Annotated in this window: 21 protein-coding genes; 7 read left to right on the top strand and 14 right to left on the bottom strand. The window is 71.6% G+C overall.

Translation table 11 applies throughout. The features are described 5' to 3' along the window. Positions 1 to 43: 43 nt before the first annotated feature. From Leucomu_RS14075 to cuyB, 5 genes are read right to left on the bottom strand one after another with little or no spacing between them, the layout of a single operon-like run. A complete protein-coding gene (locus Leucomu_RS14075) occupies positions 44 to 946 on the bottom strand; it encodes a transporter substrate-binding domain-containing protein (RefSeq protein ID WP_128387598.1) in 903 nt (300 codons plus the stop codon). Positions 947 to 992: 46 nt separating this feature from the next. Next, positions 993 to 1,751 carry an amino acid ABC transporter ATP-binding protein gene (locus tag Leucomu_RS14070; protein WP_128387597.1) on the bottom strand — a complete coding sequence of 253 codons (759 nt, stop codon included), beginning with the start codon at positions 1,749 to 1,751 and terminating at the stop codon, positions 993 to 995. Continuing rightward, positions 1,748 to 2,182, bottom strand: coding sequence for a hypothetical protein (locus Leucomu_RS14065; RefSeq protein ID WP_128387596.1), 435 nt, complete (start codon positions 2,180 to 2,182; stop codon positions 1,748 to 1,750). Before Leucomu_RS14065 ends, Leucomu_RS14070 begins: the two co-directional genes overlap by 4 nt. Then, a complete protein-coding gene (locus Leucomu_RS14060; RefSeq protein WP_128387595.1) occupies positions 2,182 to 2,964 on the bottom strand; it encodes an amidase family protein in 783 nt (260 codons plus the stop codon). Before Leucomu_RS14060 ends, Leucomu_RS14065 begins: the two co-directional genes overlap by 1 nt. Next, positions 2,957 to 3,700, bottom strand: coding sequence for a cysteate racemase (gene cuyB, locus Leucomu_RS14055; RefSeq protein ID WP_128387594.1), 744 nt, complete (start codon positions 3,698 to 3,700; stop codon positions 2,957 to 2,959). The genes Leucomu_RS14060 and cuyB overlap by 8 nt, the downstream gene beginning before the upstream one ends. Before the next feature lie 112 nt (positions 3,701 to 3,812). Between cuyB and Leucomu_RS14050 the strand changes: the two genes are divergently transcribed. Beyond that, positions 3,813 to 4,472, top strand: a complete 660-nt coding sequence (locus Leucomu_RS14050; protein ID WP_017882612.1) for a GntR family transcriptional regulator — start codon at positions 3,813 to 3,815, stop codon at positions 4,470 to 4,472. A 97-nt stretch (positions 4,473 to 4,569) separates the two neighbouring features. Further along, positions 4,570 to 4,959, top strand: coding sequence for a TIGR02611 family protein (locus Leucomu_RS14045; RefSeq protein WP_017882613.1), 390 nt, complete (start codon positions 4,570 to 4,572; stop codon positions 4,957 to 4,959). Here Leucomu_RS14045 and Leucomu_RS15785 read toward each other — a convergent pair. From Leucomu_RS15785 to upp, 3 genes are all read right to left on the bottom strand, one after another. Next, the gene (locus tag Leucomu_RS15785; RefSeq protein ID WP_128387593.1) at positions 4,952 to 5,419 is read right to left on the bottom strand and encodes a DUF4870 domain-containing protein; all 468 of its coding nucleotides are present in this window, start codon (positions 5,417 to 5,419) and stop codon (positions 4,952 to 4,954) included. The genes Leucomu_RS14045 and Leucomu_RS15785 overlap by 8 nt on opposite strands. Positions 5,420 to 5,687: 268 nt before the next feature. Then, positions 5,688 to 6,404 (bottom strand): winged helix-turn-helix domain-containing protein, encoded by a 717-nt coding sequence (locus Leucomu_RS14035; protein WP_017882614.1) that lies wholly within the window; start codon positions 6,402 to 6,404, stop codon positions 5,688 to 5,690. A gap of 534 nt (positions 6,405 to 6,938) precedes the next feature. Beyond that, the gene (upp, locus tag Leucomu_RS14030; protein ID WP_017882616.1) at positions 6,939 to 7,577 is read right to left on the bottom strand and encodes a uracil phosphoribosyltransferase; all 639 of its coding nucleotides are present in this window, start codon (positions 7,575 to 7,577) and stop codon (positions 6,939 to 6,941) included. 56 nt (positions 7,578 to 7,633) lie between these two features. Here upp and Leucomu_RS14025 point away from each other — a divergent pair, with 56 nt between their 5' ends. Next, the gene (locus tag Leucomu_RS14025; protein WP_128387891.1) at positions 7,634 to 8,068 is read left to right on the top strand and encodes a nucleoside deaminase; all 435 of its coding nucleotides are present in this window, start codon (positions 7,634 to 7,636) and stop codon (positions 8,066 to 8,068) included. A gap of 81 nt (positions 8,069 to 8,149) precedes the next feature. Here the strand turns inward: Leucomu_RS14025 and Leucomu_RS14020 are convergent, their stop codons facing one another. The 6 genes from Leucomu_RS14020 to Leucomu_RS13995 form a co-directional block, all read right to left on the bottom strand. Next, the gene (locus tag Leucomu_RS14020; RefSeq protein WP_128387592.1) at positions 8,150 to 9,220 is read right to left on the bottom strand and encodes an ABC transporter ATP-binding protein; all 1,071 of its coding nucleotides are present in this window, start codon (positions 9,218 to 9,220) and stop codon (positions 8,150 to 8,152) included. A 1-nt stretch (position 9,221) separates the two neighbouring features. Then, on the bottom strand, positions 9,222 to 10,112 hold the full coding sequence (locus Leucomu_RS14015; protein ID WP_128387591.1) for an ABC transporter permease: 891 nt from the start codon (positions 10,110 to 10,112) through the stop codon (positions 9,222 to 9,224). Next, the gene (locus tag Leucomu_RS14010) at positions 10,109 to 10,957 is read right to left on the bottom strand and encodes an ABC transporter permease (RefSeq protein ID WP_128387590.1); all 849 of its coding nucleotides are present in this window, start codon (positions 10,955 to 10,957) and stop codon (positions 10,109 to 10,111) included. Before Leucomu_RS14010 ends, Leucomu_RS14015 begins: the two co-directional genes overlap by 4 nt. 65 nt (positions 10,958 to 11,022) lie before the next feature. Then, the gene (locus Leucomu_RS14005; protein WP_128387589.1) at positions 11,023 to 12,165 is read right to left on the bottom strand and encodes an ABC transporter substrate-binding protein; all 1,143 of its coding nucleotides are present in this window, start codon (positions 12,163 to 12,165) and stop codon (positions 11,023 to 11,025) included. A 153-nt stretch (positions 12,166 to 12,318) separates the two neighbouring features. Then, on the bottom strand, positions 12,319 to 12,621 hold the full coding sequence (locus Leucomu_RS14000; protein WP_128387588.1) for a hypothetical protein: 303 nt from the start codon (positions 12,619 to 12,621) through the stop codon (positions 12,319 to 12,321). A gap of 53 nt (positions 12,622 to 12,674) precedes the next feature. Continuing rightward, a complete protein-coding gene (locus tag Leucomu_RS13995; protein ID WP_164884576.1) occupies positions 12,675 to 13,643 on the bottom strand; it encodes an AraC-like ligand-binding domain-containing protein in 969 nt (322 codons plus the stop codon). A gap of 212 nt (positions 13,644 to 13,855) precedes the next feature. Between Leucomu_RS13995 and Leucomu_RS13990 the strand changes: the two genes are divergently transcribed. From Leucomu_RS13990 to Leucomu_RS13975, 4 genes are read left to right on the top strand one after another with little or no spacing between them, the layout of a single operon-like run. Further along, positions 13,856 to 14,269 carry a carboxymuconolactone decarboxylase family protein gene (locus Leucomu_RS13990; protein ID WP_017882624.1) on the top strand — a complete coding sequence of 138 codons (414 nt, stop codon included), beginning with the start codon at positions 13,856 to 13,858 and terminating at the stop codon, positions 14,267 to 14,269. A gap of 24 nt (positions 14,270 to 14,293) precedes the next feature. Beyond that, positions 14,294 to 15,181 (top strand): NAD(P)-dependent oxidoreductase, encoded by an 888-nt coding sequence (locus Leucomu_RS13985; RefSeq protein WP_128387586.1) that lies wholly within the window; start codon positions 14,294 to 14,296, stop codon positions 15,179 to 15,181. Between the two features lie 8 nt (positions 15,182 to 15,189). Next, entirely contained in the window at positions 15,190 to 15,735 is a 546-nt protein-coding gene (locus Leucomu_RS13980) for a TRAP transporter small permease (RefSeq protein WP_128387585.1), read from the top strand. A 39-nt stretch (positions 15,736 to 15,774) separates the two neighbouring features. After that, entirely contained in the window at positions 15,775 to 17,232 is a 1,458-nt protein-coding gene (locus tag Leucomu_RS13975; RefSeq protein ID WP_017882627.1) for a TRAP transporter large permease, read from the top strand. Positions 17,233 to 17,236 lie beyond the last annotated feature (4 nt).

The raw sequence follows: 17,236 nt of genomic DNA, 5'->3' as shown, positions 1-17,236 counted from the left end.
AGGTCCCTTCAGATCAGTGCGCGACGCGCGCGGCGGCCGGACGCTAGGCGCAGGGGATGAACTCGGGCAGCGAGGGCACCTCGGGCACGACGGTGCCGGCCGTGCGCTTCCACGCCTCGGCGAAGCGGCCGTCCTCGACGGCGGCGTTCAGGGTGTCGTCGATGAACTCGCAGAACTCCACGTCGCCCTTCGTGATGCCGATGCCGAAGAGCTGGTCGAGGTACGACTCGCCGACGATCTTGAACTCGCCGTCGGCCTCGTCGGCGAGGCCGAGCAGGATCGTGCTGTCGGCGGCGATGGCGTCGACCTGGCCGGTGCGCAGCGCGTCGGCGCACTTCGAGTAGACGTCGAAGAGCACGAGCTGGGCGTCGGGATCGGCGAGGTGCTCGGAGATCGCGTCGAGGTCGGCGGATCCGGTCGCGCCGCACACCTTCACCGACGGGTCGCCGACCGACTCGATGCCGGTGATGGCGTCGTTGTCGGCGAGCGCCATGGTGAGCGTGCCGGCGTTGTAGTAGGTGCCCGCGAAGGTGACGCGCTCCTGGCGCTCCTCGGTGATCATGTAGGTGGCGATGACCATGTCGGCCTTGCCCGACATCACCGCCTCGTCGCGCACCTTGGTGTTCGTCTCGATGAAGTCGATCTTGTCGGCGGGGATGCCGAGCTCGCCGGCGATGATCTTGCCGATCTCGACGTCGAAACCGGTGGGCTGGTTGTCGAGCCCCTTCAGGCCGAAGAGCGGCTGGTCGAACTTGGTGCCGATCGTGACGGTGCCGGCCTCGGCGAGGCGCGCCATGGTCGAGCCCTCGGGGAAGTCGGTCGAGCTCGCGACGGCGGGCGCCTCGGCTCCGGCCGATCCGGAGTCGCCTCCCGAGCACGCGGTGAGCAGCAGCGCGCCGGCTGCGAGAGCGGCGAGCGCCGCGGCGGTACGGGTACGGTGCAACATGACAGTTCTCCTTTGATGCTGTGGTGATGTTGGTGGGGATTGCGTTTCAGTGCTGCAGCACGCGCGACAGGAACTCCCTGCCGCGCGCCGATGCGGGTCGGGTGAAGAACGACTCGGGTGTGGTGTCCTCGACGATGCGCCCGTCGTCCATGAACAGCAGGCGGTCGGCGACCTTGCGGGCGAAGCCCATCTCGTGCGTCACCACGAGCATGGTCATGCCCTCGCGGGCGAGCTCGGTCATCACGTCGAGCACCTCCTGCACCATCTCGGGGTCGAGGGCGCTCGTGGGCTCGTCGAAGAGCAGCGCCTCGGGCTGCATCGCGAGCGCGCGGGCGATCGCCACGCGCTGCTGCTGACCGCCCGAGAGCTGGTGCGGGTGCTTCTTCGCGTGGGCCGTGAGCCCGACGCGCTCGAGGAGCCGTTCGGCGGTGGCCCGCGCCTCGGCCCGCGGCACGCCGCGCACGCGGGTGGGCGCGAACATGATGTTCTCCTCGACGGTCTGGTGCGCGAAGAGGTTGAACTGCTGGAAGACCATGCCGACCCGCGCCCGCAGCCGGGTGAGGGCGCGCCCCTCCTCGGGCAGCAGCTCGCCGCCGATGCGGATCTCGCCCGCACGGATCGGTTCGAGGCGATTGATCGATCGGCAGAGCGTCGACTTGCCGGACCCCGACGGGCCCACGACCACCACCACCTCGCCCGGGGCGAGTTGCAGGTCGATCTGCTTGAGCACGTGGTGGTCGCCGTAGTACGTGTCGACGCCTCGCATGCTGATGAGCGCCGTCGTCTCGTCGCGCGCTTCGGTCATGATCCGCTCCGATCTGCATGCGCGTGTGCCGCATGCGGGTGTGCTCCGCGCCCGAGCGCGGCTTCGAACTGTCTCGCGCATTCGAGCGCGGTCGCCTCGTCGCGGGCGACGATCTGCAGGCCGCCGACGCAGGCGACCGCGGCGTCGAGCGCCGAGAACAGGGCCGATGGCCATCCGAGCTCGGCCCGGATCGTCGCCTCGTCGACCCCGGCGGCGGGGATGCTCCTGCCGAGGGCGGGGACGAGCACCGCGTCGTGCGCGTCGAGCACGCGGGCGAACGCGTCGCGGTGCGCCGCGAGGCGGGTCCTCGCGGCGTCGACGTCGCCGGCAGAGGCGGCCGCGGCGGCGAGCTTCGCGCGGATTGCGGGGCCGTAGCCCTCGGCGCCCGCCTCGTACCTGGCGCGGTGGGTGCGGTACGACTCGTCGTGCATCACCGTCCAGAACGGTTCGAGGGCCGCGCGGTCGACGTCGATGCGCGCGATCGGGCCCCAGTGCTCGGGGGTGGCGGGCGCCGGCCAGCCGGGAAGCCGCATCGCCGCGACGCGGGGGGCCTCGAGGGGGGGGCGCGGCCTGCGCGCAGCTCGCCGCCCGCGCTCCCGGCGCCGTGTGCGCCGCTCATCGCCTCCCACGCCAGGATCAGCAGCCCGACGTCGCGCGCCATCGGGCCGACCACGTCGAACGAGGGGGCGAGCGGGTGTATCCCGTCGACCGGCGTCGTGCCGGTGCGGGGGCGCAGGCCGACGATCCCGCAGCAGGCGGCGGGGATGCGGATCGAACCCGCGGTGTCGGTGCCCAGGCCGATGTCGGCGAGGCCCGCGGCGATCATGGCTGCCGTGCCGCCGCTCGATCCGCCGGCCGTGAGCCCGGGGTGCGCGGGGTTCGCGATGCGGCCCCAGTGCGTGTTCTCACCCGTGACGCCCCACGCGAACTCGTCGAGGTTCGCCTTGCCCACGACGCGGGCCCCCGCGTTCACGAGGCGCGCGACGGCGGGGGCGCTCGCCGCGGCGGGCTCGGGGTCGTAGGCCCGGGATCCGCAGGTGGTGACGTAGCCCGCGGCGTCGATGTTGTCCTTGACGATGAGGCGGGTGCCCGCGAGCGGACCGGTGGGCTCGGGCCCCGCGCCCAGCGGGTGGAGCGGCGGCTCGCTGATGGTCATGTTGCCCGGCGCGCGGCGCTGGCCGGGCAGGGCGACGGCGGCGGAGCGGTCAAGCATGGCTCGGGCTCCTCTGCTGCTGACGCACGAGGGCGGCGGCGGTGAGCGCCATCGGGTCGAGCACGGGCAGGCCCGCGAACTCGGCGCCGAGCACGGAGGGCAGCTCGGTGCAGGCCGCGAGCAGCGCGCCGGCGCCCGTCTCGCGCAGTTCGCCGGCGGCGTCGCCGAGCAGCGCCGAGGCCGCATCGAGGTCGCCGGACTTCACATCGCGGATCGCCTGCATGACGCGCCGCTGCAGCGACTCCGGCGGCGCGAACGCGGGCACTCCGGCGGCGGCGAAGGCCCGCTGGTAGACGCCGGAGGCGATCGTGCCGTCGGTGGCGAGGATCGCGACGCCCTCGCCGCCGATCTCGCGCTCGGCGGCGACGCGCACGGTCTCGTCGACGAGGCTGATGAGCGGCACGTCGACGCCCTGCAGTGCGCGGTCGAGGAAGACGTGCGCGGTGTTGCAGGCGACGACGAGCCGCTCGGCACCGGCCGCGACGAGGGAGAGCGCGGCGGCTCGGATGGCGGGTGTCGGGTCGGCTCCGTCGGCGGTGAGGGCGTCGCTGCGGTCGGGGATGCGCGGGTCGCCCCAGATGATGAGGGGCAGGTGGTCCTGGTCGCGTGCGGCGGGGCTCGCGGCGACGATGCGGCGGTAGAAGTCGACGGTCGCGAGCGGCCCCATGCCGCCGATGACCCCCACGAGCCCGGTGCCGGGCGATCCCGGGCTCCTGGGAGCGGTACGATCCGTCATTCTCGCCTCCTTGCGATCACGAAACCAATATATCGGATTCAATGTATCGAATTTTGACAGACTCCGAGCGTCGAAGCAAGAGGCCGGGCGAACTGCGTTACATTTGGGCACCATGGAGCAGTTGCGAACCGTCGAGCGCCGCCGTCTGAGCGACGTGGCCTTCCAGCGTCTGCTCGAAGCGATCATCCGCGAGGACCTGGCGCCGGGCGCCCGCATCCGCGACGCCGAACTGGCCGCGCAGCTGGGGCTCTCGCGCACGCCGGTGCGCGAGGCCGTGAACCGGCTCGTCGATCTCGGGCTCGCCGAATCGAAGCCGAGCGCGCACACCCGGGTCACCACGCTCACCGCACGATCGGTCGAGCGCACACTCGAGATCCTGCAGTCGCTCGACCGGCTCGCCGTCGAGCAGGCCGTGCCCAACATCGGCCCGGCCCAGCTCGCCGAGCTGCAGCGCATGAACGACCGCTTCGCGGAGGCCATCCGCTCGGGATCGGCCGCGGCCGTGCTCGACGCCGATGTCACCTTCCACCAGGCGCTGCGGGAGTACGCCGAGAACCCCGTGCTCATGCGCGTGATGTCGCAGCTCGACCCGCACGTGCAGCGCATCCTCTTCCGCAAGTTCAGCTCGCGGCTCGGCGCGCCGAACACCGTGCACCACCACGTCGCGCTGCTCGACCTCATCGCCGCGGGCGACGCCGCGGGCGCCGCCTCGTCGTCGGCGCAGCAGTGGCGCGAACTGGGCGGGCAGATCGGCGAGCTCTTCGCCGACTGAACCGCGCCCGAGCGGCGGTGCGATGCGGCGCGCCCGCGGTCATCGCCGCGCGGCGATCCTTGGCTTCCGTCCAGCCCGAAGCCGTATCCTCGTGCCTATGTCCGACCCCTACGCCGACGACGCGGAGCGCGCCCGACGGCTGAGCAAGCGCTTCGGACGCCTCATGGAGCGGTGGCGCGCGATGATCCGCCGCCGCCCCTGGCTGAACACCGCCTACAAGGTCGCCGTCACCGTGCTCGGCGTGCTCGTGGTGATCGTCGGGCTCATCCTCGTGCCCCTGCCCGGACCCGGCTGGCTGATCGTCTTCATCGGGCTCACCATCCTCGGCACCGAGTACCACTGGGCGCGCAGACTGCTCGGATGGCTGCGCAAAGTGCTCGCCCGGTTCTGGGAGCGCTGGAACGCGTGGAGGGCGGCTCGTCGGGCCCGCAAGGCCGAAGCCCGCGAACCCGACGAACCGCCCTCCGGGGCGTCGTCGCTTACTTGACGAGGTCGAGGTTGAAGGCGAACGCCTTCGCATTGCCGGTGCGGTACGCCTCGGGCGCCTTGACCGCGGCGATGATGTGGAACACGAAGAACACGACCTGCGCGATCCACGCCACCGGAACGATGATGAAGTTCAGGTAGGGGATGAAGCTGCCGATCAGGACGATCACGTAGATGCCCGTGCGCAGCAGCGAGAAGTTGAGGTTGTCGCGGTGGAACGCGAGGGCGCGCGGGTTGCCCTTGTCCTTCTCGGTGAGGTAGAAGATCAGCGCCGGGATCCAGGTGAAGAACACCGAGAGCCAGTAGTTCAGGGTGATCGTGTTGGCCGGATCGGCGACGGGCTGCTGGTAGCCCGCGGGCGGCTGCTGGTAGCCGCCGGGGGGCGGGGCCTGACCGCCGGCGGGCGGCGCCTGGTACTGCGGCTGCTGGGGAGCCTGGTACTGGGGCTGCTGCGGCGGCACCGGCGGCTGGGGCGGCTGGTACTGCGGCTGCTCGGGGGCCTGCGGTGCGCTCGGCGCGGCGTTGCCCGGCGCCTCGCCGCCCGGGGCGGGAGGGGCGGGACTCTGCGGCTGCTCGGCGGAGCCGGAGGAGTTCTGATCCTCGGGGGCAACGTGGTCATGGTGGGTCTCCTTCGGGACGGCGGAACTCCTACGACGTTACCGCAGGGCGGGGGGTCGCGGAAAGACTCAGGATGGCGGCTGGCCCGCACCGCGCATTCTGCGGCGGCGCTCAGAACACGTCGGGGCTCGGCGCGGCGGTGTGCAGGATCGAGACGTCGGCGTGGCGGTCGAAGCGGTACCCCGTGCCGCGCACCGTGCGCACGATGTCCTGGTACTGGGCGAGCTTCACGCGCAGGCGGCGCACGTGCACGTCGATGGTGCGCTCGCTCGGCACCTCGTCGGCGGGGGCGTCGCTCCACAGGCCGGTGATGAGCTCTTCGCGGCTGATGGTGCGGCCCTCGCGCAGCACGAGGTACTGCAGCAGCTCGAACTCGCGGAAGGTGAGGGCGGCGGGCACGTTGTCGAGCAGCACGCGCTTGCGGGAGAGGTCGAGCACCACGCCGCCGGCGACGCGGTCGTCGGTCTCGGCCTCGTGCTGCTTCTGGCGGGCGTGCGCGGCAGGATCGCCGAGTGCGAGCCGCACCACGTCGACGTCGCGGCCGCCGGTGCCCTCGGGTGCGAGCGCCACGGCGGCGTAGGTCTCGGCCGCGGGGGCGAGCTCGGCGACGAGCTGCTTGATGCGGGTGACGATGGCGCCGAGCTTGGGGTCGCCGTCGGCGATCTTGTCGTCGGCGAGCCCCACGTAGAGGGCGAAGCCGCGCACCTCGGTGCCCTCGGGCACGTTGCGCTCGGGGGAGGCCTGAGACGGGAGCTCGGCGGCGAGATCGGGGCGGGCCGAGCGGAGGGTCTGGGCGGTGCGGGCGGCCTGGGCGGTGGTGGCGTTCATGATGATGTCCTTCGGAGCTGTCGTGCCGCGTGCCGGAAGTCGAGCCGGGGTGGGGTGCGGCGGTGCGGCCGTGGCCGCGGGGTGCGATGCTGCGAGCGGGCCGGGACCGGCCGGGCTCGCGGGGTGCGAATCGAGCTGCGGATCCGGGGATCGACGCGGGGCTCGACGATTCACGCGAGTGCCGAGCCGGTGGGCTCGGCGGGGCGAACGAGGTTCAGAAGTCGTTCACATGCACATTCGACAGCGCATGACACCCTGACCGGCCATCATCATGCCGGTCTGCCCAAAGTTCACCTCGAAGGCGGACTGGGTGCGAATGGTCTCATGCATAAGGCACAGTTAAGCAAAGCATTGCTCGCCGTGTCAAGCGGGAGCCCGCAGCCTCGCGAGCGGAAGGGCTCGACCGGATCATCGGGTCCCACCCTTCCTTCGGTCGAGAAGGAGCGATCCGATCCGAGGTATCGGTGAGATCCGAGCCGACGGTCGTCCACACCCCGCGACCGGGCGCGACCAAGAGCGCGGCTCGGGGAACGGTCAGTGGTCGACAGTGCCGTAGAGGCGGTCGCCCGCGTCGCCGAGGCCCGGCACGATGTACGCCTGCTCGTTGAGCCCCTCGTCGAGCGCGCCGAGCACGAGGGTCACCTTGCGGTCGCCGGCGGCCTTGCGGATCACCTCGACGCCCTCGGGGGTGCCGAGCACGCAGATCGCGGTGACGTCGTCGGCGCCGCGCGCGAACAGGAACTCGATGGCCGCGGCGAGCGACCCGCCGGTCGCGAGCATGGGGTCGAGCACGAAGCACTGGCGGCCCGCCAGGGAGTCGGGCAGCCGCTCGGCGTAGGTGGTGGGCTCGAGCGTCTGCTCGTCGCGCACCATGCCGAGGAAGCCCACCTCGGCGGTGGGCACGAGCTTCACCATGCCCTCGAGCATGCCGAGACCGGCGCGCAGGATCGGCACGATGAGCGGCAGCGGCTCGCTGAGGCGCACCCCGGTGGTGGGGGAGACAGGCGTGACGATCCCGTGCGGCTCGACGCGCACCTCGCGGGTGGCCTCGTAGGCGAGCAGCGTCATGAGCTCCTCGATGAGCAGCCGGAACGTGGGCTGCGGCGTGTTCTCGTCGCGCAGCACCGTCAGCTTGTGGGTGATCAGCGGATGATCCGCAACGAAGACTCGCATGCGCCTATCCTATTGCCGTGCCCCCCTTCCCTCCATCGCCAGGCGACCTCGCCGCGATGGACCTCGCGCTCGCGGAGGCGCGCCGCGCCGCCGGCGAGGGGGAGATCCCCGTGGGCGCGGTGCTGCTGGGGCCGCAGGGCTCGCTGCTCGGCACGGGCCGCAACGCGCGCGAGGGCGATCCGGATCCGACGGGCCACGCCGAGGTCATCGCCATCCGCGAGGCGGCGCGGGCCCTCGGCGACCGGGTGCTCGACGACTGCACGCTCGTGGTCACCCTGGAGCCGTGCGCGATGTGCGCGGGGGCGATCCTCGCCGCGCGCCTGCCGCGGGTCGTGTTCGGCGCGTGGGACGAGAAGGCCGGGGCCGCGGGCAGCGTCTACGACCTGCTGCGCGACGGCCGCCTGCCGCACCCGGTGCCCGAGGTGGTGTCCGGGGTGCGCGCCGAGCAGAGCGCCGCGCTGCTGCGGGAGTTCTTCGAGCAGCGTCGGTGAGGGCTCCGGCTCCGGTGCGACCGCGGCGTTCCGAGGCCGCACCGGAGCCGGACCCCTCACCGCGGGCGCGCGGCGCGTCGATCAGCTCCGCGGCGCCACCGTCACGGGCTCCGCGGCGAACGACACCCGCACGCGGTCGCCCGCCCCGTAGGCCGCCTCGGCGCCGTGCTGCACCGCGAGCGTGTCGCCGTCTGCGAACTGCACGATGGTGCGTCGGATCGGCCCGAGGAATCCGCTCGACACCACCACTGCGTCGAGCTGCCCCGCGCCCCGCTGGGAGCCGGCCCCGAGCCGCACGTGCTCCGGGCGCACGTAGACCCGAACCTCGGCGCCGCCGGTCGCGGGCGGCGCCACGACGGGGAGTTCGGCGCCGCGCACGATCACCCGATCGCCCTCGAGTCGGCCGTCGACCCGGTTCGAGAGCCCCACGAAGTCGGCCACGAAGGGCGACGCGGGGCGGCGGTAGAGCTCTTCGGGCGTGCCGAGCTGCGCGATCCGGCCGCCCTCCATCACGGCGACCCGGTCCGAGACGGCGAGCGCCTCCTCCTGATCGTGGGTGACGAACACGGTCGTGATGCCGAGCTCGGTCTGGATGAGCCGGATCTGCTCGCGCAGCCGCACGCGCACCTTGGCGTCGAGCGCCGAGAGCGGCTCGTCGAGCAGCAGGGCCCGCGGCCGGGTGACGAGGGCGCGGGCGAGCGCCACGCGCTGCTGCTGGCCGCCCGACAGCTCGTGCGGAAAGCGCTCGGCGAGGTGCGAGAGGCCCACGATGTCGAGCAGGTCGGCGCTGCGCGCCGCCCGCTCGGCCCTCGGCACGCGCCGCATCTCGAGGCCGAACTCGACGTTGCGCGCCACCGTGAGGTGGGGGAAGAGCGAGTACTGCTGGAAGACCATGCCGATGTCGCGGCGGTTCACGGGCACCTCCGTGACGTCGTCGCCGCCGATGAGCACGCGGCCGCCCGAGACGGGCTCGAGCCCGGCGATGCAGCGCAGCGCGGTCGTCTTGCCGCAGCCCGAGGGGCCGAGCAGGCAGATCAGCTCTCCGGGGGCGAGCTCGAGGTCGACGCCGTGCAGCACCGTGGTGGAGCCGTAGGACTTGGCGACCCGCTCCAGGCGGACCGAGGAACCGGTGGTCGAGGGATCGGTGGACACGTCAGGACTCCTTGGCGGTGGCGGAAACGGGGGCGGGCGCGGCCGGGGCGCCGGGTGCGGCGAGCGCGCCCGCGACGGGGCCGCCGACGCGTCGCGCGCGTCGCCGCGTCGCCGATCCGGTGCTGCTCACCGCGAGCAGCACGGCGAAGGCGCCGATGAGCGAGAGCAGCGAGACGATGACGGCCGCGAACGGGTCGGACTTCGACACCTGCAGCAGCGCGACCTGCAGGGTCGTGCGGTTGAGCAGCGACGAGACGGTGAACTCGCCGAGCACGATCGCGATGGTGAGCAGCGAGGCGGCGAGCAGGCCTCGCCGCACGCCCGGCGCGATGACCCGCACGAGCACGGTGCCCCAGCCCGCGCCGAGCGACCGGGCGGCCTCGGCGCGGGTGCGGGCGTCCATGCCCTGCAGATCGGCCACGATGGCGCGGTACGCGAACGGCAGCACGAGCACGCCGTAGGCGAGTCCCAGCGTCCAGACCCCCGACCCGAACAGCTGCCCGATCACCCGGTAGACGGGTGCGAAGCCCACCACGAGCACGATCGCGGGGATCGCGATCGGCAGCACGGTGAGCAGGTCGAGCGCGCGCTCGAGGCGCGGGAAGCGCAGGTGCACCAGCACGATCGTGGGGAAGAACAGCACGAGCACGATCGCGAGTGCGATGGCCGCGAGCGCGAAGGAGTTGCCGATGCCCTGGAACAGCGTGCGGTACCTGCGCGCGTTCTCGGGATCGAACAGCGCCGCCCAGTGCTCGAGGCCGTAGCCGCCGGCGGTCTGCCGCAGTGTGAACTCGAGCATGGCGACCAGCGGGATCAGGAAGAGGCCGCCGACGACCGCGACGACGATGCGGGCGGCGACGGGCGAGGGGCGCCCGGGCACTCGCGCGCTCATCGCTGCCACCTCGCGGCGCGCGCCATGAGCCGCCCGTAGACGAGCATCACCGCGGTCATCACGACGATCATGCCGAGCGCGAGGGCGCCCGCCGTGCTCGCGCTGCTGCCGCCGGTCTCGCCGATGAGGGCGGCGCGGATCTGCAGCGGCACGATCTGCGAGCCCTGGCTGATGAGCGCCGCCGCGGTCGCGTACGACGAGAACGCGTTGGCGAACAGCAGCAGCAGCGAGCCGAGGAAGGCGGGCGCGAGCACCGGCAGGCCGACCCGCAGCCAGTACGCGCCGCTCGACCCGCCCAGCGTGGCGACCGCCTCTGCCCAGCCCGGACGCAGCGCGCTGACGGCGGGCAGGAAGGTGATGACCATGAGGGGCACCTGGAAGTAGAGATAGGGCAGGATGAGGCCGGGCAGCTCGTAGAGCCAGACGCCGCCCGAATAGATGTCGACCCCGCCCCGCTCGCGCAGCAGCACCGTGACGATGCCTTGGATGCCGATGGTCGCGATGAACGCGAAGGCGAGCATGACACCGCCGAACTGCGCCAGCACGGAGCTGGCCGAGTCGACGACCCGGCGCAGCGGCCCCGTCTCGGGCAGAGCCGCGAGGGCCCAGCAGAGCACCGCTCCCACCACCGCGCCGATGGCGGCGGTGAGGGCGCTCACCCAGACGCTGGCGCCGAACGCCTCGAGCGTGGCGGGGGCGAGCAGCGCGCCCAGGTTGTCGAGGGTGAACCCCTCGTCGTCGAAGAACCCGCTGCCGATGGCGAGCAGCGTGGGCACGGCGAGGAACAGCAGCACGTAGGCCGCGAACGGGGCGAGCCCGAGTGCCGGGAGGATGCGCGACTTCATGAGGGAAGCGGAGCGGCGCCCCGCGCGACCCGGCTCGACCGGGAGGCGCGGGGCGCCGCGAGCCGTCACTTGATCGTCGCGGCCCAGCGCTCGGCGAGCACCGCGTTCGCGGCCTCGGTCTGCGCCTGGTCGGGCGAGATCCAGTCGTCGCCCTCCGTTCCGAACGTCGCTGCCTCGATGAGACCCTCATCGGCGGCGCCCGAGGCCTTCAGGGCGTCGACGCGCACGGGCACGGCGTTCCCCTCGAGGAACAGGGCCTGCGCCTCGTCCGAGAAGATCCACTCCTGCCAGAGGCGGGCGGCCGCCGGGTGCGGGGCGTCGGCATTGATGGCCTCGTTGTAGAAGCTGACGTACGCGGCGCCGGGGATGACCGTGGTCTTCCAGCTCGGCTTGTCGGCCGCGGCGGCGACGTTGTTGAACGACCAGTCGAACACGGCCGGGGTCTCGCCCGACGCGATGGTCGCGGGCGTGGGGTCGAGGGTGAGGAAGTTGCCCGCTCCGCGCAGCTGACCCACGAAGTCGATGCCGGGGCCGAAGTCGTCGACGCCGCCGCCGTTCAGCGCCGCGATCCAGCCCACCGCGGCGAACGCCGCACCGGCCTGCGTCGGGTCGCCGTTCAGCGCGACCGCACCGCGGTAGTCGTCGCTCAGCAGATCGTCGAGCGAGGTGGGCTCGGGCAGCTTGTCGCTGTCGTAGCCGATCGACATGACGCCCGAGTAGTTGTTCACCCAGAGCCCTTCGGGGTGCTTGTTCTCGTCGGGGATGTCATCCCAGGTCTCGACCTTGTAGGGCGCGAACTTGTCGGTGTTCTCGAGCGCGACGGCCGCGCCGAGATCGAAGACGTCGGGGGCGGTGTCCTGGCCCTTGAGGTTCTCGGCGGCCTGGATCTCCTCGGCGCTCGACGCGTCGGGCGACGCGGAGTTGACCGTGATGCCGTACTCCTCCTCGAAGCCGGCGATGATCGCGCCGTAGTTGGCCCAGTCCTCGGGCAGCGCGATCACGTTGAGCTCGCCCTCGGCCTGAGCGGCCTCGACGAGCGCGTCGAAGCCGCCGAGATCGGCGGCGCTGGTGGCGGTCGAGGCATCGACGACGCTCCCAGAAGCGGTGTCGTCGCCGTCGCCGTTCGAGGAGCAGGCCGCGAGGGTGCCGCCCAGCAGGAGGGCGGTGGTGACCAGGGCTGCGGAGCGCAGGAGTGCGCGAGAATTCACGTGGATTCCCTTTCGTGACGTGGGTGCGGATCGCCGGGCCGGCGCTCGCGGCACCGCCCGGGGCGGTGCCGATCCGACACCACGCTAGGGAGCGCGGATGTCCTCGTGGGGCTCGGCGCGTGACGCGCCGGTGAACTCTCGGTGCCCGACGGGTCAGTCGTACGACAGCGTGACGATGGAGCTGGTCGACGGCGTCGCCGCGTTCGGGTCGAGGTAGACGTCGGGCTCGAGGTAGATCACGGCGACCTCGGCGACCGCGGCCTGCACCCGGCGCTTGGCCTGGTGCAGCACGAACGAGACCTCGCGCATCGTGAGATCGGGATCGAGGTCCACCTTCGCCGCGACCATGAGTTCGCCGTCGACCTCTCCGAGGTCGAGGCTGATCACCCGGGAGATCCTCGCGCCGTCCAGCAGCGCCTCTTCGATGTGTGCCCGGTGCTCGCTACTCGCGGTCATCTCGATCCCTTCGTCGCTTGCCCACATTCTACGGGGGAGGCCTCCGGATCGGGTCATTGAAGCGGGACTGCGCGGAGATGCGCGAGTCGGTGCTCGCGCGGCGTGCGACCGTAGGTCGACTTGAAGAGCTTGCTGAAGTGGCTGAGGTCGACGAACCCCCCGGCCTGCGCGATCTGCAGCACCGTGCGCTCCTGCAGCGCGGAGTCCTCGAGGTCGATGCGGCAGCGCTCGAGGCGCCGCGACCGGATGTAGCCCGAGACGGTGAGCCCCTCCTCCTGGAACAGGTACTGCAGCTGGCGCGTGGAGATGAAGTGGGTCTTCGCGATGGAGTCGGTGTTGAGATCGGGGTCGCAGAGGTGCGAGTCGATGTACATGCGCACCGACTCGAACGCCACGCCGTGCTCGTCGCGCGTCGACGTCGCCTGGATCTCGGACGAGAGCAGCGCCGTGATGAGCTCGAAGGCGCTGTGCATGATGCGCGAGCCGTTCACGCCCTCGAGCTGGTCGAGGTTCTCGGCCATGTGCTGCATGAAGGGGCAGATCACGCGGCCGATCCCCGTGTCGCCCGCGAGCCGCGCCGCGGTGACCGTGTGCACCATGCTCGCCGAGAGCCCCAGCATGGAGTGGGGGAAGAGCATGACGAGCGACCGCATGGGCCCGCCGTACTCGAGGGTGTAGGGGCGCGACGTGTCGTAGATGGCGGCGTCGCCCGGGTTGAGGTGGGCGCTGCGACCGTCCTGCATCACGAGACCGGTGCCCTCGAGCTGCATGCTCAGCTTGAGGTGGTCGTTCTTGTCGCGGCGGATGGCGTTCGAGAGCCGGTGCACGCTGTGCGACGACGCGGCGATGTCGGTGACGCAGATGCCGCCGATGGTGCGGGTGCGGATCGTGCCCGTGAAGGTCTCGGGCGAGCCGGTCGACAGCGCGAGCGGCACGAAGCGGTTGCCGACCAGCCGCACCCACTCGTCGAATCCGACCGACTCGTGCGACTCCATCGAATACTGGGGATCGTGCGCCGACATCGGCATGCCTCCTTGCCCGTTGAACATCATCGTCCGTGTGCAAGAGTACGACCAACCTGCCGCCGCTTCCAGCCCGGGCGGCGGGCCGCGCGACGGGCTGCGCGATCTGCCAGCGGGACTGCGGCAGCGGACAAGTGACGCGCCCGCCGCCTCGGGCACACTGATGAGCAGCGCGGCGACGCGGCCGCGGCGAATCTTCGAAGGAGTGGATCGTGATCCGAGACGAGCTGTACGACGTCGGCCTGCGTCAGCGACGCACCATGTTCGGACCCGAGGGGGCGGAGGGTCAGGTGGAGCACACCACCGACCTCAACGACAAGCTGCAGGACTTCGTCACCCGGTACTGCTTCGGCGATATCTGGCAGCGCGACGGGCTCTCGTACGCCGAGCGCAGCCGCATCACGTTCGCGATGCTGATCGCGCAGGGCAAGTCGCACGAGCTGCGGGTGCACGCGCGCGGTGCGCTGGCCAACGGCGTCTCCCCGGTCGAGCTGCGCGAGGTCGTCGTGCACTCGATCCTCTACTGCGGCATCCCCGCCGCGGTCGAGGGGCTGCGCGCGCTCGAGGAGATCCTCGAGGAGCGGGGCATCGCGCTGGATCTCGACGGGGAAGCGGAGCGCCCCTAGCGGGTGCGGGAGAGGAGCAACGACATGAACGAGCGGATCATACGGGTCGGCTTCATCGGTCTGGGCACGATGGGCGACCCCATGTCCAGCAACATCGCGGCGTCGGGGGAGTTCGACCTGGCCCTGTTCGACGTCGATCACGACCGTGCGCGAGAGCTCGCGGGACGCGTCGGCGCGTCGGCCGTGGAGCGCGTCGCAGACCTCGCCGATCGCGAGGTGATCGTCATGATGCTGCCGACCAGCGCCATCGTGCGCGAGGCGCTGCTCGACGGCGACGGCGCCCCCCGTATCCCGGCCCGCCCCGGCACGGTCTTCGTCGACATGAGCTCGTCGGATCCGACCGAGACCGTCGAGACGGGCGAGGCGCTGCACCGCGCGGGGTACGCCCTCGTCGACGCCCCCGTGTCGGGTGCGCGGGAACGAGCGGTCGACGGCACCCTCTCGATCATGCTCGGCGCCGACGACGCCGCCGCGGCCGAGCGGGCGATCCCCGTGATCGAGACGATGAGCTCGCGCATCTTCCGCACCGGCAGGCTGGGCACCGGGCACGCGATGAAGGCCCTCAACAACTTCGTGGCCGCGGCGGCGTTCACCGCGGCCTCCGAGGCGCTCGCCGCGGGCGCCGACTTCGGCCTCGACCCCGATGTGATGGTCGAGGTGTTCAACGCCTCGACGGGGCAGAGCTTCGTCACCACCCACGTGCTGCCCGCGCACGTCGTGGGCGAGCAGTACGCGAGCGGCTTCGCGCTGCCGCTCTTCACGAAGGACGTGAGGATCGCGCAGCGGGTGCAGCAGGCCGCCGGCCGCGAGGCGCCCGTCTGCGACGCCGTGACCCGCGTCATGGGCGAGGCGCTGGACGCCCTCGGCAACGTGGACCACACGCGCGCCTTCGAGTTCTGGCGGGACCGCTAGGGCGCGCCATGGAGACCTCGGCAGAACCCGGCGGGTCGGCCTTCGACCGCTGGCTGAAGCGGTGCAGCGCCGCGCTCGGCGTCATCGCGGCGGGCGCCCTCGTGGTGCTCATGCTCGCGACCGTGATCGACGTGCTCGTGCGCTGGACCACCCGCGCGAGCCTGCCCGGCATGATGGAGATCGCCGAGACGGCGCTCGTCGCGTCGGTGTTCCTCGGCCTCGCGTGGACCTCGATCCAGGGCGGCCATGTAGCCGTCACGATCGTCACCGACCGCTTGAAGCCCGGCCTCGCGCGGGCGGTGTCGGTGCTCATCTGGGCGCTCAACGCCGTGATCCTCGCCTGGATGACCGCCGCCCTCCTCGCGCGCGCCGTGCAGTCGACGAGCATGAGCGAGACCCGCTTCGGCCTCGTGCAGTGGCCCATCTGGCCGCTGCGCTGGATCATCGCGGCCGGCGTGCTGTTCTGGGCGATCGTCGCGCTCGTCAACCTGGTGCGCGTGATCCGCGGCCGCACCGCCTACGGAGAAGACGCGGAGGTGGTGCTCGATGCGTAGCGCCCGCCCCCGTTCCACACCTCGGACAGGAGACCCGTCATGCTCGTCACAGTGATCGTGCTCACGATCGTCGTGCTGCTGCTCGTGCTGCTGATGCTGCGCATGCCGGTCGCCCTCTCGCTCGCCCTCTCGGGCGCGCTGGGCCTCGGCATCCTGCAGGGCACCGGCTACACCACGAACGTGCTCGGCTCCGTGCCCTTCAGCGCGACCGCGAGCTTCTCGCTGACGATCATCCCCATGTTCATACTCATGGGCATGTTCGCCATGCGGGCCCGGATCGCGGAGCACGTGTTCGCGGTCGCGAACCACATGGTCAGCCGCTTTCCGGGAGGCCTCGGCGTCGCCACCGTCATGGCGTGCGCGGGCTTCTCGGCGGTCTCGGGGTCGAGCATCGGCACGGCCGCCACCATGTCGAAGCTGTCGGTCGGCCAGATGCGCGCCTACGGCTACCCCGCGGCGCTCGCGACGGGCATCGTGGCCATCGCCGGCACCCTCGGCGTCGTGATCCCGCCGAGCACCTTCCTCGTGCTGTACGCGATCATGACGGGCGAGTCGGTCGCGCAGATCCTCGCCGCGGGCATCATCCCGGGCGTGCTCTCGGCGCTCGGCTACATCGTGTACATCCTGGTCGTCGGGCACCGGCAGATCGTGCGGCCCGAGGCGACGCTCGCCGAGGCGGTCGCGGTCGCGCACTCCGACGCCGCCGAGGCGCGCGGCGCGAGTCGCGCCCGCACCGCGGAGCCGACCGCGGCCGCCGCCGCGCTGCCTCCGGGCACCCCGGACACGGAGGCCGTGCAGCAGGTCTACGGCCGCACGCTGCGCACCCTGCCGTGGCGGGGGCTCGTGCGCCTGAGCGTGATCTTCCTGATCATCCTCGGCGGCATGTTCTCCGGCGTCTTCACCTCGACCGAGTCGGCCGCGATCGCCGCGTTCGTGGCGCTCCTCATCCTGCTCTGGGAGTTCCGGCGCGACGGCTGGAGCACCATGTGGGGCAACGTGAAGGGCGCACTGCTCGACACGGCGCAGACCACGTCGATGGTGTTCATGATCCTCGTCGGCTCGAGCGTGTTCTCGACCTTCCTCATCGCGGCCCACGTGCCCGACACCGTGACCAGCTGGGTCGCGGGGCTCGACGTGCCGCCGCTGCTGACGATCGGGCTGCTCCTGCTGCTCCTGCTGCCGCTCGGCACCGCCCTCGACGAGATCTCGGTGCTCATCATCACGATCCCGATCATCTATCCGATCGCGATGGAGCTCGGCTTCGACGGCATCTGGCTCGGCCTCATGGTCGTGAAGCTCACGGCGATCGGCATGGTGACGCCACCGGTCGGCATGACGTGCTTCGTCGTCTCCGGGGCCACGGGCGTGCGCACCGAGACGGTGTTCAAGGGCGTGCTGCCGCTCATGCTGATGGATCTCGTGGTCTCGGCGATCCTCTTCTTCGTGCCCGCGATCACGCTCTTCCTGCCGTCGCTCGTCGCTCAGAGCGCCGGCTGAGACT

It is taken from the genome of Leucobacter muris (assembly GCF_004028235.1).
Lineage (GTDB): Bacteria > Actinomycetota > Actinomycetes > Actinomycetales > Microbacteriaceae > Leucobacter > Leucobacter muris.
The sequence above is the reverse complement of the archived record's forward strand: the minus strand, read 5'-3'. Positions and strand labels throughout refer to the sequence as shown.

Bases quoted from the DNA above. Each gene is read 5' to 3' on its own strand.
- Leucomu_RS14075 (WP_128387598.1), bottom strand. From the start codon at position 946: ATGTTGCACCGTACCCGTACCGCCGCGGCGCTCGCCGCTCTCGCAGCC.
- Leucomu_RS14070 (WP_128387597.1), bottom strand. From the start codon at position 1,751: ATGACCGAAGCGCGCGACGAGACGACGGCGCTCATCAGCATGCGAGGC.
- Leucomu_RS14065 (WP_128387596.1), bottom strand. From the start codon at position 2,182: ATGCACGACGAGTCGTACCGCACCCACCGCGCCAGGTACGAGGCGGGC.
- Leucomu_RS14060 (WP_128387595.1), bottom strand. From the start codon at position 2,964: ATGCTTGACCGCTCCGCCGCCGTCGCCCTGCCCGGCCAGCGCCGCGCG.
- cuyB (WP_128387594.1), bottom strand. From the start codon at position 3,700: ATGACGGATCGTACCGCTCCCAGGAGCCCGGGATCGCCCGGCACCGGG.
- Leucomu_RS14050 (WP_017882612.1), top strand. From the start codon at position 3,813: ATGGAGCAGTTGCGAACCGTCGAGCGCCGCCGTCTGAGCGACGTGGCC.
- Leucomu_RS14045 (WP_017882613.1), top strand. From the start codon at position 4,570: ATGTCCGACCCCTACGCCGACGACGCGGAGCGCGCCCGACGGCTGAGC.
- Leucomu_RS14035 (WP_017882614.1), bottom strand. From the start codon at position 6,404: ATGAACGCCACCACCGCCCAGGCCGCCCGCACCGCCCAGACCCTCCGC.
- upp (WP_017882616.1), bottom strand. From the start codon at position 7,577: ATGCGAGTCTTCGTTGCGGATCATCCGCTGATCACCCACAAGCTGACG.
- Leucomu_RS14025 (WP_128387891.1), top strand. From the start codon at position 7,634: ATGGACCTCGCGCTCGCGGAGGCGCGCCGCGCCGCCGGCGAGGGGGAG.
- Leucomu_RS14015 (WP_128387591.1), bottom strand. From the start codon at position 10,112: ATGAGCGCGCGAGTGCCCGGGCGCCCCTCGCCCGTCGCCGCCCGCATC.
- Leucomu_RS14010 (WP_128387590.1), bottom strand. From the start codon at position 10,957: ATGAAGTCGCGCATCCTCCCGGCACTCGGGCTCGCCCCGTTCGCGGCC.
- Leucomu_RS14000 (WP_128387588.1), bottom strand. From the start codon at position 12,621: ATGACCGCGAGTAGCGAGCACCGGGCACACATCGAAGAGGCGCTGCTG.
- Leucomu_RS13995 (WP_164884576.1), bottom strand. From the start codon at position 13,643: ATGTCGGCGCACGATCCCCAGTATTCGATGGAGTCGCACGAGTCGGTC.
- Leucomu_RS13985 (WP_128387586.1), top strand. From the start codon at position 14,294: ATGAACGAGCGGATCATACGGGTCGGCTTCATCGGTCTGGGCACGATG.
- Leucomu_RS13980 (WP_128387585.1), top strand. From the start codon at position 15,190: ATGGAGACCTCGGCAGAACCCGGCGGGTCGGCCTTCGACCGCTGGCTG.
- Leucomu_RS13975 (WP_017882627.1), top strand. From the start codon at position 15,775: ATGCTCGTCACAGTGATCGTGCTCACGATCGTCGTGCTGCTGCTCGTG.